We start from the raw sequence: 16,705 nt of genomic DNA, 5'->3' as shown, positions 1-16,705 counted from the left end.
CATCATCATGCCGATCGCCCCCGCTGCGCTGCGTCTCATCCACCGGCTCGGTCTCGAACCGCACCCGGAAGGCGGCTTCTACCGCGAGACCTATCGCAGCGAGGAACGCATCCAGCGCGGCGTCCCTGCCGTCGAACGTGCGGCTGCGACCGCGATCTACTACCTGCTGGCGGATGATGCATACTCCGCCTGGCATCGGATCCAGTCGGACGAGCTCTGGCATTTCCATACGGGCGATGCGTTAGACGTGCATGTGTTGGAAGACGGCGGTACGGTGCGCACGCATCGCCTGGGCCACGCGGCCAACGACGAAATGGCGGTGTACCAGGCGATGGTGCCGGCGGGCCGCTGGTTTGCTGCCGAACGTGTTGCCGGTGCGCACGGTTACACGCTGGTTGGCTGCACGGTCGCGCCGGGTTTCGAATTCAGTGAATTCGAATTGGCGGAAAGCCGTGTGCTGTTGAAGAGTCATGCGGCACATGATGATCTGATCCGTCGGTTGCTACCGAAGTTGCCCACTGCGCCAGCAGTGCGCTAGTCAGCACCACACCACGCTCTCGTAGCCGACTGTGCGGCGATAGACGCTCATGCCGCGCCACGTGCTGTACTCCATGTACGCGCATGTCAGGACGACGATCCAGTTGGCTGGTGCGGTGGCTGTGGTGGACATATCCCCTCCCATCTCTGCCGTGCTCCGATAGCTGTCTTATCGGCATGGATTCAGCTTATGAGAGGGCAACCAAAAGCCATTGCGCGAGCAATCACGGTTCTTGGCGCCAATTCTCAGGCGGATCTTTTGCGTCACGTCATCGCGTGTGATGCGCGATTGACACCGCCTATGTGGCCCGCCGCATCGCTCTGAAAACATCGGGTTCCCACACGCGCATCGCCAGCAGCAACGCGGTGCCGCGCTTCTCGGCACGTGGCGCATCGGCCGCCTCGTCGTGCAGCGTAGCGAGCTTGGCGCGCAGTCTGCGCAACTCGACCTGCAGCTGCGCATACCCAGCCTTGGTCAGCATGCCGTGGCTGAAGTCCAGGGTCTCTTCCGCGCCGTCGAAGCGGCTTTCCATGAAGTCAGGCATGCCCCGTTGCAGAAAGAACTGCCGGATCGGCCCATAAGGCAGCCAGTCGAAATCGCGCGCGACCAGCAACTGGATGCGATTGCCGGGCTTGAGCTGCACCACGCCCATGCGGTCAAGCACCAGCAATTGCTTGATGCACTCGGCCTCTGACAGGCGATAGGTCGTGACGATATCGGCCAACGACCAGTGGTTGAGCGCACACACCGCAACAAGCAGCAACTTGTCGTTCGACACGAGTTGCGCCTCCTGCGCATGCGTGAGCGTGTGGATGCGTGCTTGTGACGCTTCCGATTCACGCAGCAATTCCGCCATGGTCATGCCGAGCAGTTCGCTGAACTGCGCCAGGCGGTCGACCGTCAGCCGCCCGCTGGAAAGCAGCCGCTTCACGCTCGGTTCCGACAGGTCGAGTGCCTGCGCGACGTCGCGATAGGTCATTCCGGCGGCCTTCAACCGCTGTTTGATGGTTGCGATGAGCTGTGTAATCTCGGTCATCTAGGTATCGTTTTTTGATACTTCGTGTGTCGATTTCCAGATTTTTCCAGATAAACCGTGCGGATTCCAGTCCTGTTGCGCATGCTGCGTCTCACGCCAATCCGGCGTAGCCAATGCGTCCAACCCTTGACCTGGAGCCCACGTTGAAACCGATCCTGATTGCTCTCTTCTGTGCACGAGGCAGGCTGTCACGCCGCGCGTGGGTGTTCCACCTTGCGGGGCTGGCGCTGAGTTGCGCTGCTCTCGGCTCCGCCGCCATGGTGGTGTGGGGTGATGCGGCAGGTGCCATCTTCAGTGCGCTGTTCCTCTGGACAGCCGGTGCTGCCTCAGCGCGCCGCCTGCACGACACCGGGTTCAGCGGGCATCAGTTGTGGTGGGTGTTGCTGCCGGTACTGGGTCCGCTGTGGCTGCTGGTGTTGCTGCTCAAACGCGGCATCACCGGCGAGAACCGCTTCGATGCGCAGTCTGCAGCGCGCGTGGATTACCTCCAGGTCAACATCGCGGGATAACGCCATGACGACCATCAACGACGTTACGCAACTCAACCGCATGTCGGTGTTTTCGGTGGCCACCCCTTGCTCCACCCAGGAGGTGGCCGATGCACTAAGCGGCACGGTCTTTCCGGTGTCGGTGGGCGGCGGGCACTTCAGCATGGGCGGCCAGACCGCCAGCCCCGGCACGCTGCATCTGGATCTGCGCAAGATGAACCGCATCCTGCGCTTTGAGCCGGAAGCCAAGACCATCCGCGTCCAGGCGGGCACGCGCTGGTGTGACATCCAGCGCTTCATCGATCCGCACGGTCTGGCCGTCAAGATCATGCAGACCTATGCCAACTTCACCGTGGGTGGCACGCTGTCGGTCAACGCGCACGGGCGCTATCTGGCGGGACCGGTGGTGTCGTCCGTGCGGGCCATCACGCTGGTACTGGCCAACGGAGGAGTGATCGAGGCAACGCCGGCCACGCATGCGGACCTCTTCCATGCAGCGATTGGCGGGTATGGCGCCATTGGCATCATCACCGAAGTCGAACTGGAACTGGTGCCGAATGCGCGCGTAGAACGCAGCGCCATCAAGCTGGACGTTGCGGACTATCCCGCATGGTTCGATGCCAATGTGCGCGGACACGGCGACGTGGTGTTCCACAACTTCGACCTGTACCCACCGCACTACGCTGCCGGCCGCGCTGTCAGCTGGACGGTGACCGACAAGCCCGCCACCGCGCCGCGTCTGCAGACGCCACAACGGTCCTTTCCGGTGGAGCAGTACCTGCTCTGGGCTATCACCGAAACGCCGCTGGGCAAGTTCCGCCGCGAGTTCCTCTATGACCCACTGATCTACCTGCGCGGCAAGGTGCACTGGCGCAACTACGAAGCCGGTTACGACGTGGCGGAGCTTGAGCCGACTGACCGCCGGCATCGTACCTATGTCCTGCAGGAGTACTTCGTGCCTGCTGCGCAGATGGCGCGCTTTGCCAAGGCGCTCGCGGCCACGCTGCGGCGTTACCGGGTCAATGCGGTCAACGTGTCGGTGCGGCATGCGGCGGCTGATACGCGCACCGTGATGTCGTGGGCGCGCGGCGAGACCTTTGCCTTCGTTCTCTACTACAAGCAACGCACGCGTGACAGCGCGCTGGAAAAAGTGGCCGTGTGGACGCGCGAGCTGATCGATGCCGCGCTGGATGCCGGCGGCACGTACTACCTGCCGTATCAGCCACACGCGACACCGGCGCAGTTTCATCGCGCCTACCCGCGTGCAGTTGAACTCTTCGCGCTCAAGACACAGCTGGACCCGCACTACCGGCTGCGTGGTGCGCTATGGGATCGCTACTACGCCCCGACACACGCGACCAGTACGGACGTGGCAGTCCAGCCGTCGCTGTTCGCGTCCGTCTATGGCGATGTCAAATCCGCCGACGGCTTCTACGCCTTCCTGCGGAACATCTTCAACCTCGTGCCGGAAGACCGCTTCCACGCGCTGATCAAACAATGCATTGCGGCAGGTGGCGACGATGAAGCGATCTACCGCAACCTCCAGGCCGCACTACCCCGTATCACACCGCGCCTGGCCATGCTGACCCACGCCCTGCCGGCGCTCGCCACGCAAAAGCACGAGATTGGTCGGCAAACTGCCAAACTGATCGGCAATGCACGGCCGCGCGACTACGTTGAGATCGGCACCACCGGCCGGTACGTGCGCGCGCTGCGCAAGCACGCGGGCGTCACAGGCAGTGTCACGCTGGTCACCGATACGGCACCGGGGTTCTCTCCTGTCGAAATCGTCGAGCGTGGCCAACTCCTGTCCATCGGCAAGGCCATCCCACTGCATGACTACGCGCCGCTCGCCTTGCCGCCGGAGAGCGCCGACCTCGTGAGCTGCTTGATCGGCCTGCACCACATGGCCCCGGAGAAGCTGGAGCCGTTCCTGGCATCGATTGCACGGGTACTGCGGCCCGGCGGCATGTTCGTAGTGCGTGAGCATGATGTGACGTCATCAGCCATGCACCGCTTTGTCGCGCTGGCGCATACGGTGTTCAACGCGGGGCTCGGTGAAAGCTGGGCCACCAATGCCGCAGAGCTTCGCCACTTTGCCAGCGCCAAAGCCTGGATCCGCCGCATCGAGCGCTGCGGACTACGCCACACCGGCATGCAACTGCGCCAGGAAGGCGACCCCACCGACAACCTGCTGATGGCGTTCGTAAAAGAGCGCGCCTCATCATGATGAATCGCATCAAGCTGACGCTGGCCGCGCTCGCACTCGGTGCCGCCGCCATGCACCCCGCTTGCGCACAGGCTGCGGACAGCCTGGTCCCACCCGCCGATCGCCGCAGCGCCGAGCAGACGCTGCTGACCTATCCGGAATGGTTTCTCGTGCACAGCCCGGCCGAGTATGCACGCACCGTGCAGACGGGCGCGCCCCAGGATTTTCCGTTCATCCGCCACATTGGGCAGCTGTGGTCAAGCTACGCCGCGGTATCGGCCGAACAGGTGCATGGCGGGTATCCAGCCAACCCGGGCTATCACTTGATGATCGGCGTGCTGTCGGTCAGCACCACCGTTGAGTACGGGCTGCGCTCGGCTTACGAAAACACCGTTGGACGACTGAGCTGGGCCCTGTCCGGCAGCCGGCCCAGTGCCGAAGATCGCTACGCCGCCACCGCTGCTCAAGACTATGTCGATTTCATCCGCCAGGAGCCCTGGTATCGGTTCGACTTCGCCGCGCGACTCAGGCATCTGTGGACTGACGTGCCGGGCACTGGCGCCAACCCGTTGCGTAAGTGGGAGCGGCGCTATGCGCTGACCACCGAATACATCCTCAAGGCGCTCTACGGCAAACTGATCGCCTGGGCCACGGGCGAGATCTACACCCCGGCACAGATGACGACGGACGTGGTGGTGGACCACATCCCGCCAGGGTGGACACCACCTGCACGGGTCAGCATCGTGACGCGTGCGGCGGACGGGTGCGCCGTGCTGTCACTTCCTCGCTATTTCGATTTCCGCATTGCGGCAGCCGCCCTGGCGGAAGACGGCATTCGCATCGTCGACATTGCAGGTAACACGTCGGATGTGCTGATCACCATCTGGCTGCCGGATGGTGCGCCGTTCGACACCACGCTAGGGCGCGTGCTGTTCGAGCAATCCCTGTCCGTGCCGGCAAAGCAGCGGCGCGTCGGGGCACTCATCCTCGTAGGCAAGCTGTCCGACGCCCTGCTGGCGGCCAGGCAGCGCGGTTGGCAGGTCGAGCACGTCTACGACTACTGAAGGTGGATCTTGATGGAGAAGAACGCGACCTGCGCACCGCCATGCCCAAACTGATCTACGCTTGGGGTTTGCCTCAACCAATTTGCCTCTTGGGAGAACAACATCATGGCAACCATCGGTTTCATCGGTCTGGGCATCATGGGCGCCCACATGGCCCGCAACCTGCTAAAGGGCGGTCACACCCTCGTGGTCAGCGGCAAGCATTCCGTGCCCGATGACCTGCGCACCCAGGCAACGGTTGCCCCCAACTCCACAGCCGTTGCACAAGCAGCAGACATCGTCATCGCCATGGTGCCGGACACGGCCGACGTGGCGAACGTGCTGTTTGGTGAAGATGGCGTCGCTCAAGGTCTTGCGGCCGGCAAGCTGTTCATCGACATGAGTTCGATCTCGCCCATTGAGACCCAGGCATTTGCCAAGCGTGTGGAGGCATTTGGGGCCGATTACCTGGATGCGCCGGTCTCGGGTGGCGAAGTGGGTGCGCGCGATGCCACGCTTACCATCATGGTCGGTGGCAAGACCGCGGCATTCGAGCGTGCCAAACCACTATTTGCGTTAATGGGCAAGAACATCACGCACGTAGGCGAGTCCGGCACGGGGCAAACCTGCAAGGTCGCCAACCAGATCATCGTTGCATTGACCATTGAAGCGGTGGGGGAAGCGCTGCTGTTCGCCTCCAAGGCCGGGGCAGACCCAGCGCGCGTACGCGAGGCGCTGATGGGCGGTTTTGCCTCATCGCGCATTCTGGAAGTGCATGGCGAACGCATGATCAAGCGCACGTTCGATCCGGGTTTCCGCATCGAGCTGCACCAGAAAGACCTGAACCTGGCGTTGGAAGGCGCACGCAAGCTCGGCATTGCCCTGCCCAACACGGCCAGCACACAGCAGCTCTTCAGCGTGTGCGCGGCCAATGGCGGCAAGGCGTGGGATCACTCGGCGATGGTGAAGGCGCTTGAGTTGATGGCGGACCACACCGTCGCTTGATCACACATGGACCAACACGGCGCTGCGAGCCTGTCCGCAGCGCCGCATTCGGCCCGGACATCAGAACGAGTGATGCACCCCGGTGCTGACAACGATCTGGCTGCGGTTAGCCGATACGCCCACACCGTTGATCGCCGCAGACGGCGCATCGCCTGAGGCGCGCTGATACGTGCCCTGCAAGTACACCTGCGTGCGCTTGGAGAACGCATACACGTTGCCCACGCTGAACTGGTTCCAGCGCGCGCTTTCGTACTTGCTGAACGTGTACCCGACGTTGAGCGTATTCGCCGCGCTGTAGTGCCATGCGGTACCCAGGTCGACGTTCTGCGAACGTGCATTGGCACCGCCCAGCGTGATGCGCGTCTGCGTGTAGACCGCGTTGATCTGCACCGGCAGACTGCTGAACTGGTACAGCGTGCCCGCACCGAACGACTTGACCGAACTCATCGGCGTCATCACACCCGGCACGAGCGTCGTGCCCAGCGTGTTGGTGATGCCCAGGCGACCGGCAATGTCCAGCGCCCGGTCGTTCGACGCGGTGTAGGCCGCCGCGGCACGGAATCCGCCATTGCTGTAGTACGCACCCAGGCTGTAGCTACGGCTCTTCGAAGGCGAACCCGGCACCTCGCCAAAACCGTACATGCCGCCCAGTTGCAGCCCGCCAAAGATGGGCGAGACATAGCGCACGGCGTTGTCGATCTGGAACTGGTTGGCCAGGTTATCGAAGTTGCCCGGGTGGAACAGGTAGAAGTTGGTGAGCTGGAAGCCGTTGCTCAGGCGGCCAAGGTAGTCGAACATGAAGTCCGCCTGATGGCCCAGCTGGATGTTGCCCAGGCGCTCATTCGACAGGCCGACCCACGCCGCGCGGTTGAACAGCTTGCCTGCTACCACGCTATTGCCGGTGTCCCCCAGGAAACCCGACTCCAACTGGAAGATGGCCTGTGTGCCCTGCCCCAGGTCTTCCGTACCACGGAAACCGAAACGGTCCGGTTGCATCGTGCCCGGGTCCACGCGCATGGCAGAACCACTCGTCGAGCCGCTTTTCAGGTTGTTGATGTAGGCCACGCCCTGATCAATGCTGCCGTACAGCGTCACGTTGCTCTGCGCAGCGGCCGTGCCAGCCAGGCCCATCGCCGCCATGGCGAACAGTGTCTTCCTCATTTCTGCTTCCTCCGTTGGTCAGGGTGTCAGGCCCTACCGGTTGTTATTGCCCGCCTGTTGGCAGGCTGTTATTGATCGTTTCGCCCATGAAACGACGTTTAAGAAATTGACACGCAAAAAAAAGAGAGCGCACGGCTGGTCAGGCCGGCGCTCAAGTACCTAAAGATCGACCACCAGCCGCTTGCCCTTGCAGCCCGACACGCAGACCATCATGGTCTGGTTCGAAGCCCGTTCGCTCTTGGAGAGCACACTGTCACGGTGCTCGGGCTCGCCCTCCAGCACGCGCGTCTCACACGAGCCGCACACGCCTTCCTTGCAGCTGTATTCCACCTCCACGCCCACTTCCAGCAGCGCATCGAGCAGCGACTTGCCGGCCGGCACGCACAACTCCGAACCGGTGCGCGCGAGCTTGACCGTGTACTCGCCCTCCTGCACCGACGACACCTCTGCATCCGCCGCAAAGCGTTCGATGTGGACATTGGCGTAGCCCAGCGCTTCGCATGCGGCCTCGAAGGCGCGCAGCATCGGGCCAGGACCGCAGCAATAGAAATGCGTGTCGGCAGGATGTCCTGCGAGCAGTGCTTTCAGGTCAGGCGGGCCGCCTGCATCTGCATCGAAATGGAAACGGACGGCATCGCCATGTGCTGCCAGGTCGTCAGCGAAAGCGGCTTCGGTGCGCGAGCGGGCGCAGTAGAGCATCGAGAAAGTCTTGCCCTGCTCCGCCAGCCGACGCGCCATGCAGACGATGGGCGTCACGCCAATGCCGCCGGCCACCAGTACTGTGCGCGGCGCAGCCTCATCCAGCGCGAAGTTGTTGCGCGGGCCGCCGATCTTGAGCGTTGAGCCCACACGCAGTTGCTCATGCACGTAGCGCGAGCCGCCGCGGCTGTTGCGGTCGAGCAGCACGCCAACCGTATAACGGTCACGCACTTCCGGCGCGCCGCACAGCGAGTAGCTGCGCACCAGGCCATTGCCCAGGTGCAGGTCGATATGGGCACCCGGCGCATACTCGGGCAAGGTCTTGCCATCCACATCGCGCAGCTCCACGCTCACGATGCCCTGGGCTTCGTAGCGCATAGCGTGCACGCGCAGATTGAGGGGGGGATTCATACTCATGGCACTTCTCTCAACGTCGGTTCAGCGCTTTTCCGTCAGGAACTTGCCTTCGGGTCCACCGGCGTTCTTCTGCCGGCGCGTATTGCCGTCGATACCGCCTTCGATGGCCCACTCGGCAAACATGGTCGGGCCGGGTTCGAAATCGCGCGGCTGCCATTCGGCGTCGAGCTGGTCTTCATCGGCGTAGTACTCGATCAGGCCGCCGGCGGGGTTCTTGAAGTACCAGAAGTACGCCGACGAGATCGGGTGACGACCCGGGCCAAGTTGCGTATCCCAGCCGCAACGCGACACATGCATGCCGCCACCGAACACCTCGTGGATATCGCGCACGGTGAAGGCCACGTGGTTCAGCCCGCTTTTGGCTTGCGGCAGTTGCAGCAGGAAGAGGTCATGGTGGCCGCCCTCCGGCTCGCAGCGCAGGAAGGCGCCGCGGCCTGGGTAGTGATCCGACGGCACGAAGCCGAGCTTCTCGATGTAGAAGCGCTCGGTGGTGGCCACGTCCTTCACGAAGAACACCACATGGCCCACTTCGATGGGCGTGGCGCGTTCGTAGATCGGGCTGGGCTGGTTGAGGCGTGGCTTGTCTGTCCACGTGTTCATCGCGGCGCATTGCACGTCGATGTCGTGCTTGGCGGTCAGTTGCACACGCACAGCCAGGCCGTTCGGGTCGATGCAGCCAACACGGCCGTCTGCATTGATGTAGCCCGGTTGATCTGCCAGCTTGTCGGCCAAGCGATCCAGCACGGCTTGCGAATCCGCACCCCAGATCACTTCGCGCAGCGTGGGGCCGGCCTCCATGGCCGGCGGCAGCGTGGCATCGTCGCTGCGCTTGACGCGCACGCGGCAACCGTTGAGTGTTTCGAACAGCAAGCCACTGGCGTCTTCTGCCTTCAGCGTGAGTCCCCAGTCCTGGAAGAACTGCTTACAGGCGGCAAGGTCGTCGGCACCGTAGACGATTTCGTCGATGCCTCGAATGGTATTCATCTTCATCTCCTGCTTGGCGCCGCGTGGCCTTGGGTGGCCGGCAAGCGCTGTGATTCGTTGCGGGTTGTCAGTGCGCCGCGCCCGGGACGGCACGCGTGGCCGCCTCACCATTGCGCAGCAGGGCCAGGCCACACAGCAGCACGACCAACTGGGTACCCACCAGGCTGCCAAAACCGGCAGCAAGGCCACCACCGCTCCCCAACCCGATCACGACACCCATGATGGCCGGCATGAAACCCGCCACCAGACTGCCCACGCCATTGGTGACACCGAACGCGCACGCAACGTGCTCAGGCTTGGCGTTGAACTGCACGGTGCTGGGGATGGCCGGGCTCTGCAGGCCCCAGCACAGGCTGGCGGCAGTCAGCCAGTAAGCGGCGGCATAGCGATCGGTGCTATTGATGGCCAGCAACACCGCCACCGCCACGCCCAGGCTGCCAAACACAAAGATCAGCGGAATGCGACGGCGCGGAATGAGATCCAGCAACAGCCCGCCCAGCAGCACACCGAGCACCGCCGCGTATTGCGGCATCGATGCCATCCAGCCCATCTCGCGCAGGGAAAAGCCGCGCGCTTCCTTCAGGTAGGTCGGCAACCAGTTGCTGCTGCCCCACAGGTAGGAAAGGAAGGCGGCGGTCAGCACCGTCATGGTCAGGATATGGCGCGTGTGGAAGGCACCGCGAAACATCTCGCCAACAGTGTTTAGCGCGGCCGGCAGCGACTCCGGCTTGGGGATAGCCGCGTAACGAGCCGGCATGCGCACGAACGCCAGCACCAGCGGAATGCCCAAGACCAGGTTGAGGAGGCCGAGCAGATGGAACGACGCTTCCCAGTCGGCGCTGGCAATGGCGTAACCCACCAGCGGATAGCCCACAGCCAAGCCGACACCTGTGCCCATGTTGAAGATCGCGTTGGGCTTGCCGCTTTCTCGGCTGTCGAAGTGGGCCTTGATGTAGGACGCGCCCAGCGAGAACAGCGGCCCTTCGGCAAAGCCAAGCACGAAGCGGGACGTCAGCAGCTCCATGTAGCTGTTGAACCAGGGCGAAACCATGGTGATGATGCCCCACAGCGCCAGCCCATAGATCAGGCTACGGCGCACACCAAACAGCGCCGCGCAGAACGGGGTGAACACGATGGCCGACAAGCCATAGCCTGCCATGAACGCCGTCGCCAGCAGCCCTTGGCCGCTGCGGTCATTCGCAGCAAGCCCCACATGCTGCAGAAAATCATGCTGCGTGATCAGCACCGCAATATTGATGCGATCGATGTACGAAATGGCGACGACCAGGAACAACACGACCACGCCAAACCAGCGTTGCGCACTTGAGTTCATTGCGAGCTCCTTTGCGCGTTGCGTTGATGGGATTTCATTCTTTTGTCTCCTCACACCTGCCCGGCTTCAATTCTTCAATTGGCCCAGGCCAGCGGTTGTTCGTTCAGGCCCCAGTAGAGGCTCTTCTGTTCCATGTACTGCAGGATGCCCAGGCGACCCTTCTCGCGACCCAGGCCGCTGTCGCGCCAGCCGCCAAACGGCGTCGAGATCGAGAACTGTTTGTATGTGTTGATCCACACGTTGCCAGCCTGCACCGCGCGGCCGATGCGCCAGGCGCGCTTGTAGTCGCGCGTCCAGATGCCGGCGGCCAACGCGTAGACGCTGTCGTTGGCCTGCTCGATGAGTTCGTCTTCATCGTCGAACGGCATGGCAACGAGCACCGGGCCGAAGATCTCTTCCTGGCAGATGCGCGCGTTGTTCGTCAGGCCTTCGATGATGGTCGGCGTGTAGAAGTAGCCGGACTCGCAGCCGGCGATTTCCGGGCGCAGGCCACCCGTGCGCAGGTGGCCCCCCTCCTCCACGCCCATCGCCACGTACGACTCGATGGTTTCGCGATGGCGATCGGTGATCAGTGGGCCCATCTGCGTGGTCTCATCGGCGGGGTTGCCGACACGCAGGCGCGCAGCGGCAGCAGCCAACCGATCCATGAACGGCTCGTACAGCGAACGTGCCACGAACAGACGCGAGCCCGCGATGCACGACTCGCCCGACGAGCTGAAGATGCCGTACAGCACACCGTTCACCGCGTGGTCGAGATCGGCGTCTTCAAACACCATCGTCGGCGACTTGCCACCCAGCTCCAGCGAAACCGGCATCATCTTGTCGGCCGCGATGTGCGCGATATGGCGGCCGGTATTCGTGCCGCCCGTGAACGACACGCGGCGCACCAGCGGATGCTTGGTGATCGCATCGCCAATGACCGAACCCTTGCCCGGCAGCACGCTGATCATGCCCTTTGGCACACCCGCCTCTTCGCAGATGGCGGCCAGTTCCAGCGCCATCAGCGGCGTGACTTCAGCCGGTTTGACGACGACGGCGTTACCGGCGGCCAGCGCGGGCGCCATCTTCTGCGCTTCGCTGGCGATGGGCGAGTTCCACGGCGTGATGGCCGCCACTACACCCATGGGCTCGTGCACGCTCATCGTCAGGCAATCGCCGCGTGCGGGCGTGAGAGATTCCTCCAACGTCTCGCAGGCGGCACCGAAGAACTGGAACGTGGCGGCAGCACTCGCCACCAGGGCGCGCGTTTCGTTGATCGGCTTGCCGTTGTCCAGGCGCTGGCGCTGGGCCAAGGCCTCGCTACGCGAGCGGATCAGTTCGGCCACGCGATACAGCACGGCAGCACGTTCATGCGGCTTGCGCTGTGCCCAGCCGCTGGAGAGGAAGGCGCGGTAAGCCCCGGCCACGGCCTCTTCCACGTCAGCCACGCTGGCGGCGTTGAGTTCAGCCACGACTTCGCCCGTGGCCGGATAGCGCGTGACATAGCGCTCGCCGGTGCCGAGGCGCCATTCGCCTGCAATGCAGATCGGAAGCAGGGACGTTGCGGTTGCATTCAAGATGGAAGCAGTCATGGCGCAGTGGCCTCACTCAAATCGAAACAGCGTGCGCGCGGTTGCCCAGCGCACGCACCACGCTGAACACCGTCAGCGCAGAAGTCTTGGGATTGGCTGCCAGTGGCTTGCCGCGCATCGTCAACTCGAAGCCACCGAAGGCGCCGCGCGCCTCCACGTGATGGACGTTCTCATCCACCGTCGGATCGGCCAACAGCTTCACATGCGTGTGGTCGAGCCCCAGGCCGGCCACCGACAGCGTGGCAGCCACGTTGGCGTTCTTCGGGAACAGGCGCGCGGCTTCGCGGGCGTTGCCTTCGAAAATCACGGTCGGCTCGCGCAGCGCGTCCAGGTCGAACTGCTGCTCGGCCGGCGTGTCCTTCCAGGCACGCGGCGGTTTGCGGCCGGTGTAGACCACGGCGTCCAGCCCACCGACACGTGCGGCAGCCAGCGCGTCAATGGCTCCGATGGCACCTGACAGCAACTGCACCTGCGCATTGCCGCGACGGGCTGCCGCTTCCAACCGCTCGGCCACACCGGGCTCGGACAGGGCGCCAACGGACACCACCAAGCAGTCGATGCCCTGCTCCAGCGCCGGCAGCACATGCTCTTCGAGTGCGTCATGGCCAGCGCACTCAACCAGCAGGTCGGGATGCGCGTCTGCTGACAGATGCGTCATCACACGCGCTTTCGGGGCAAACGGCGCGATGGCCTCGCGCGCCTTGTCCATCGCGTGCTCAGGCACGATCACGGCGTCAAAGCAGACGTCCGGATCGCTCTTGAGCAGCTCCAGCACGCCCTGTCCGATCGCTCCGCAACCGACCATCGATACATGCAGCATGTCCGGCTCCTTGGGTTGACTCATATGCGGGCTCACGCCACCACCGTGGTGCCGTCTGTGGTACATGCGGCTGCGCGTTCACCCTTGCCGTCCTTTGCCTGCTGGTTGACCGGCGGGCCTGCGAAGATGGTCTTGAAGCTGCCGATGGAGAGCATGTCGATTTCCATCAAGAACGGGCCCTCACCGCTGGCGGCTTCGTTCAGTGCGCTGCCCACGTCGGCCAGATCCGACACGCGGCGATGACGCAACTGCAGCGCCTGCGCGAGCGCCGCGTAGTCCGGCGTATGCAGATCGACGTAGTGACGACGGCCGCCGTACTGCGCGTCCTGGATGTTCTTGATGACGCCGTAGCCTTTGTCGTTCATCAGCACGATGACAAGGTTGGCGCGTTCCTGCACGGCAGTCGCCAGCTCACCCAGGTTCAGGATGAAACCGCCGTCGCCGGCCAGGCAGAACGTGGTCTTGCCCGATCCGGTTGCCGCGGCACCGATGGCTGCGCCAATGCCCATTGCGAGGCCCTGGCCGATGCCGCCGCCCAATGCATGCACACCGGCACGCGAATCGAAAATACGTAGTTGGCGGTTGCCCCAGGTGCTGTTGGAGACGGTCACATCACGCACCCAGTTGAACTCGCGGCCCACGGCTGCCTGCAAGGCTTCCACCAACTGCGAATAAGGACCGAGGCCATCGACCAGCGCGCCCACCGCCTTGTCGTGCGCGGCACGCAGGTCGCCTGCGAATGCCGTGTCGATTTGCATCTTCTTTTCCAGGCGATCGGCCAGGCCATCCAGTGCGAGGGCTGAATCGCCGCAGACGAAGTAGTCGCTGGCATAGCAGCGGCCTTCAGCAGAAGCATCCGCATCGATGCGGTACAGCGGACGCGGTAGCTTCAGTTCATACTTAAGCGTTTCATTGCCGCGCAAACGCGAGCCGACTACGAGCATGGCGTCGCACGTCTGGTAGAACGCTTCAACCGGCTTGTGCAGGTTGAAGGCGCCCAGCGAGCGCGGATCGTCTTCCGGCACAATGCCGCGGCCTTGCGTGCTGGTCACCACGCCAAAGCCCAGATCCATCAGGCGCTTGACCTGCTTGGCGGCATGGCGGGCACCACCGCCGAGCCACAGCATCGGGCGGCGCGCGCGCGACAGGCGCTCAGCCAGCTCATCCAGCGCATGCGCCGACGGCACATGCTGCGGCACCAGCAGCGGACGCAGGTCGTTCGGCATCGGGATCAGCGCGGCCTGGATGTCGATGGGGATCTCCACGCTCACCGGGCCGGTCGGGGCCGTCAGCGCGGTCTGCACGGCCAGCTTCATCGTGCTGATGGCGGTGTCTGCGCTACGGATGCGGAAGGCCGCCTTCGACACCGACTTGAGCATCGTGAGTTGATCTGGTGCTTCGTGGATGTACGCCAGGCTCTGGTCCAGGTACGGCGTTTCGATCTGGCCCGTGATGTGCAGCATCGGCGTGCCGGCGGTCAGCGCTTCGACCATCGCACCCGCCGCGTTGCCGGCGGCCGTGCCCGTGCTGGTCAGGCACACGCCCAGACCACCCGTGGTACGGGCATAGGCATCCGCCATGTTGGTGCCGCCTGCTTCGCCGCGCGCCATGATGAAGCGGATCTTTCCACGCTCGCCCATCGCATCGAGGATGGGCATGTTGTGAATCGAAATCACGCCAAAGGCGGCCTTGACCTCGCAGGATTCCAGGAAGGCGGCAATCGCGTGGCCCACCGTGACCAGTTGTTGTTCCTGTTGTTGTCGTTTAAGCATGACGGGAGTGTCCTCCGGAGATATCGATGTGGCTGCCCGTGGTGTACGAAGACAACGGCGAGGCAAGGAACAGAATGGCGCGGGCTGCCTCTTCGGGCAGACCCAGACGACCAAGGGGAATGTGTTTCTGCACGGCCAGGCGGCGCGTCCACGCGGCCCAGTCGAGGTGGCGGTCTTCTTCAGGGCGTGCCTCGAAGCGGCGGCGCCACTGGCCGGACTCGACCAGCCCGATCAGGATGCCGTTGACGCGCACGCCCTTCGGCGCAAACTCGGTGGCCATCGAGCGCACCAGGTTGAGCACGCCAGCACGCGCGGCCGAGGTGGCCACCATGTGCGGCTCCGGCTGTTGCGCAAGCAGCGAGTTCACGCAGACGATCGCACCGTACTCCGAACGCTCCAGTTGCGGCAGGAACGCGCGCGTCGGGTGGATGACGGAGAAGAACTTGAGATGTAGCTCCTGCGTCCATGCGGCATCGTCGGTATCGGAGAACGTCGAGACGCGCCCCTGACCGGCGTTGTTGACCAACATGTCGATGGGGCCGAGTTCTTGTTCCACTGCATCGGCAAACGCAGTCATCTGCGCGGCATCGAGCACGTCGCACGTGGCAGCGAACAACTTTGCATCGGGGAATCGACCGCGCAGCTTTTCTTCGGCAGTCGCCAGCCGTTCCGCATTGCGGCCACACAACGCCACGGCAGCCCCCGCTTCCAGCAACAGTTCAACGGTGGCGAGGCCGATGCCGGAGGAGCCTCCGGTCACGACGGCGGTCTTGCCAGTCAGATCGATCATCGGCATGGTCATTCCCGGAACAGGTTGACGACCTTGCCGCTGGCCGGGCGATAGTCCAGCAGGTACGACAGCTCACCGGCGGCGGCGCGCACCTTGTCGATCATCGTGTCCAGTTGGGCAGGCTCGATGCGCGGTGACGGGATCGTCGTGCCGAGCGCGGCGACCACCTTGCCGCCGCGGTCCAGCACGGGTGCAGCAATCGTCGAAATGTTGGCTTCAAAGAAGCCCTCCTGCAGCACGTAGCCGTGCTCGCGGTCGCGCTGGACCATCTCGAACAACTCTTCCACTGTGCGCGGCGTGTTGTGCGAGAACACTTCCAGCTGCGGCTCCGGATAGAGCTGGCGCAACTCGGCCAGCGACAGGTCTGCCAGCAACACGCGGCCCAGCACCGTGGCATGGGCAGGCAAACGCGTGCCGACATTGACGGAGCTCGTGAACGGCGTGGGCGCCACCGACTTCGCCACATAGACGATTGAGCGGCCATCGCGCACCACGAGGTTGCACGGGTAGTGGATGTCGTCGCGCAGGCGATCGAGCAGCGGGCGGCCTAGCTCGGTCAACTCCAGCGAGGCGAGGTATTCAAAGCCCAGGCGCAGCACCGCCATGCCGAGGCGGAAATCACGGCCACCGTCGACCCGCTCCACGAAGCCCATCACTTCAAGCGTGGTGAGCAGACGAAACACCGTCGAGCGCGGCACCTTGAGCCGGCGTGCCAGTTCCGGCGCAGACAGCACGCGATCTTTGTGGCTGAACTCGCACAGCAGGCGCAGGCCGCGTTCGAGCCCGGGGACGATGTACTTTTCCTGCACGTCTTCGGAGATGAGGTCGTTGCTCATACG

At 63.8% G+C, this 16,705-nt stretch carries 16 protein-coding genes; 5 read left to right on the top strand and 11 right to left on the bottom strand.

The genetic code is table 11. The features are described 5' to 3' along the window. Nucleotides 1-7: 7 nt before the first annotated feature. Nucleotides 8-538: a cupin domain-containing protein gene (locus tag ACS13N_RS25180; RefSeq protein WP_438934312.1), complete on the top strand. Its 531-nt coding sequence runs from the start codon at nt 8-10 to the stop codon at nt 536-538. Here the strand turns inward: ACS13N_RS25180 and ACS13N_RS25175 are convergent, their stop codons facing one another. Then, nucleotides 539-670, bottom strand: a complete 132-nt coding sequence (locus ACS13N_RS25175; protein ID WP_438934311.1) for a hypothetical protein — start codon at nt 668-670, stop codon at nt 539-541. A 166-nt stretch (nt 671-836) separates the two neighbouring features. After that, the gene (locus tag ACS13N_RS25170; RefSeq protein ID WP_438934310.1) at nt 837-1,574 is read right to left on the bottom strand and encodes a helix-turn-helix domain-containing protein; all 738 of its coding nucleotides are present in this window, start codon (nt 1,572-1,574) and stop codon (nt 837-839) included. Between the two features lie 113 nt (nt 1,575-1,687). On the opposite strand from ACS13N_RS25170, the gene ACS13N_RS25165 reads away from it, so the two are divergent. The 4 genes from ACS13N_RS25165 to ACS13N_RS25150 all read left to right on the top strand — a co-directional run bounded on the left by ACS13N_RS25165 (nt 1,688) and on the right by ACS13N_RS25150 (nt 6,319). Continuing rightward, a complete protein-coding gene (locus ACS13N_RS25165; protein ID WP_438934309.1) occupies nt 1,688-2,083 on the top strand; it encodes a DUF805 domain-containing protein in 396 nt (131 codons plus the stop codon). Nucleotides 2,084-2,087: 4 nt separating this feature from the next. Beyond that, nucleotides 2,088-4,292 (top strand): FAD-binding protein, encoded by a 2,205-nt coding sequence (locus tag ACS13N_RS25160; RefSeq protein WP_438934308.1) that lies wholly within the window; start codon nt 2,088-2,090, stop codon nt 4,290-4,292. Continuing rightward, nucleotides 4,289-5,335 (top strand): hypothetical protein, encoded by a 1,047-nt coding sequence (locus ACS13N_RS25155; RefSeq protein ID WP_438934307.1) that lies wholly within the window; start codon nt 4,289-4,291, stop codon nt 5,333-5,335. The genes ACS13N_RS25160 and ACS13N_RS25155 overlap by 4 nt, the downstream gene beginning before the upstream one ends. A 105-nt stretch (nt 5,336-5,440) precedes the next feature. Beyond that, nucleotides 5,441-6,319, top strand: coding sequence for a 2-hydroxy-3-oxopropionate reductase (locus ACS13N_RS25150; RefSeq protein ID WP_438934306.1), 879 nt, complete (start codon nt 5,441-5,443; stop codon nt 6,317-6,319). A 60-nt stretch (nt 6,320-6,379) separates the two neighbouring features. Here ACS13N_RS25150 and ACS13N_RS25145 read toward each other — a convergent pair whose 3' ends face one another. The 9 genes from ACS13N_RS25145 to ACS13N_RS25105 all read right to left on the bottom strand — a co-directional run bounded on the left by ACS13N_RS25145 (nt 6,380) and on the right by ACS13N_RS25105 (nt 16,702). Next, entirely contained in the window at nt 6,380-7,480 is a 1,101-nt protein-coding gene (locus ACS13N_RS25145) for a porin (RefSeq protein ID WP_438934305.1), read from the bottom strand. A gap of 159 nt (nt 7,481-7,639) precedes the next feature. Beyond that, nucleotides 7,640-8,590: a PDR/VanB family oxidoreductase gene (locus ACS13N_RS25140; RefSeq protein WP_438934488.1), complete on the bottom strand. Its 951-nt coding sequence runs from the start codon at nt 8,588-8,590 to the stop codon at nt 7,640-7,642. 27 nt (nt 8,591-8,617) lie between these two features. After that, on the bottom strand, nt 8,618-9,580 hold the full coding sequence (locus ACS13N_RS25135; RefSeq protein ID WP_438934304.1) for a VOC family protein: 963 nt from the start codon (nt 9,578-9,580) through the stop codon (nt 8,618-8,620). Nucleotides 9,581-9,647: 67 nt separating this feature from the next. Continuing rightward, nucleotides 9,648-10,913 (bottom strand): MFS transporter, encoded by a 1,266-nt coding sequence (locus ACS13N_RS25130; RefSeq protein ID WP_438934303.1) that lies wholly within the window; start codon nt 10,911-10,913, stop codon nt 9,648-9,650. Between the two features lie 74 nt (nt 10,914-10,987). Then, nucleotides 10,988-12,484 carry an aldehyde dehydrogenase gene (locus ACS13N_RS25125; protein WP_438934302.1) on the bottom strand — a complete coding sequence of 499 codons (1,497 nt, stop codon included), beginning with the start codon at nt 12,482-12,484 and terminating at the stop codon, nt 10,988-10,990. Between the two features lie 16 nt (nt 12,485-12,500). Continuing rightward, the gene (locus ACS13N_RS25120; protein ID WP_039600402.1) at nt 12,501-13,304 is read right to left on the bottom strand and encodes an aspartate dehydrogenase; all 804 of its coding nucleotides are present in this window, start codon (nt 13,302-13,304) and stop codon (nt 12,501-12,503) included. A gap of 32 nt (nt 13,305-13,336) precedes the next feature. Beyond that, nucleotides 13,337-15,076: a thiamine pyrophosphate-binding protein gene (locus tag ACS13N_RS25115; protein ID WP_438934301.1), complete on the bottom strand. Its 1,740-nt coding sequence runs from the start codon at nt 15,074-15,076 to the stop codon at nt 13,337-13,339. Continuing rightward, nucleotides 15,069-15,872, bottom strand: coding sequence for an SDR family oxidoreductase (locus ACS13N_RS25110; protein ID WP_438934300.1), 804 nt, complete (start codon nt 15,870-15,872; stop codon nt 15,069-15,071). Before ACS13N_RS25110 ends, ACS13N_RS25115 begins: the two co-directional genes overlap by 8 nt. 2 nt (nt 15,873-15,874) lie before the next feature. Then, nucleotides 15,875-16,702 carry an IclR family transcriptional regulator gene (locus tag ACS13N_RS25105; protein WP_438934299.1) on the bottom strand — a complete coding sequence of 276 codons (828 nt, stop codon included), beginning with the start codon at nt 16,700-16,702 and terminating at the stop codon, nt 15,875-15,877. Nucleotides 16,703-16,705 lie beyond the last annotated feature (3 nt).

The sequence above is a fragment of the Ralstonia sp. 24A2 genome, from assembly GCF_051783885.1.
In the GTDB taxonomy this organism is placed as follows: Bacteria; Pseudomonadota; Gammaproteobacteria; order Burkholderiales; family Burkholderiaceae; genus Ralstonia.
The sequence above is the reverse complement of the archived record's forward strand: the minus strand, read 5'-3'. Positions and strand labels throughout refer to the sequence as shown.